Genomic DNA, 1089 nt, shown 5'->3' with positions numbered 1-1089 from the left:
TGGGGTTTTGTAGCCTGAATCCGCAATAATATAGCGTGGGGAGAAAGGCTCTAACTTTGAAAATAAGGCAGGGAAAGCCTGACTGTCATGAACATTTCCTGCTTCAACCGTATAAGCTAAGGCCCAACCATGCTTATCGCAAGCAACTTGAGCAGAATAGGCAAATACTTCCTTATGTTTGCACCAACCACACTCGGGATCTGTTGTTGAGATTTTCTTTTCTTTAGCCTCACTTTCTTTTGCGGGCTTTAAGGACTTTTTTGCGTGTTTTTTCCTGTCTAAATCAATCTCAACTGCCAATTGTTCACTCATAAATTTAGCTTGTTGGTCTACCATTTCCTTACGATACTTGTGACTATTAGCTGCCGCTTTGATATGGGTACCATCCACAAATATTTCAGAAGGATCAATTAAGCCAGCATACAAAGCTTGGTTGAGAACTTGGGAAAAAATCTCAGAAATGAGTTCTTTATCTTGAAAACGACGACTGTAATTTTTCCCATAGGTAGTAAAATGAGGAACCTTATCATCTAAAGTTAGTCCGAGAAACCAACGATAGGCCACGTTTACTTCAATCTCTTTCATGGTTTGGCGCATGGAATGACTGCCATAAAAACATTTGATTAAAGGAATTTTGACTAACATGACGGGATCAAGACTAGGACGACCATTATCTGGACTATAGGTATCTTCTACCAAGTCATAGATAAAGTCAAAATCAACCTTTGAATCAACTTGTCGAAGAAAGTGATCTTTTGGGACCAATTCGTCTATTGTATAGAAACCATATTATAATCAGGTTTTTCTTTGTGAAACATAGGGAACACCTCACAACTCTTCTTACCTCTATTATACGACTTTACAAAGAAAAGCCCTTAGAAACTTGAGTTCTAAGGACTTTGTCTTCAATCTGAAGGAAGCAAATCAGCTTCCTTTTCTTTTATGCAACTTTCAGTCCGTCTCGCTCCGTTAGGTGCGAGACAAAAAAAACACCCGTTATGCGGGTGCGCGTCGAAGGTTATACCACAAAAACTCCAAACGCGATACAATAAAGGTGTTCAAGCCAAATGTAAAGCGAAAGGAGAAAAA

The 1089-nt window shown here is 39.1% G+C and carries 1 pseudogene; it reads right to left on the bottom strand.

Features of this window, described 5'->3' with window-relative positions:
- A pseudogene (locus ADF68_RS02580) lies at positions 1 to 818 on the bottom strand (transposase); the annotation flags it as partial.
- Between the last annotated feature and the right edge of the window lie 271 nt (positions 819 to 1089).

The organism is Streptococcus pseudopneumoniae (assembly GCF_001068775.1).
GTDB classification, from domain to species: domain Bacteria; phylum Bacillota; class Bacilli; order Lactobacillales; family Streptococcaceae; genus Streptococcus; species Streptococcus pseudopneumoniae_N.
This window is presented reverse-complemented; position numbering and strand designations above follow the sequence as displayed.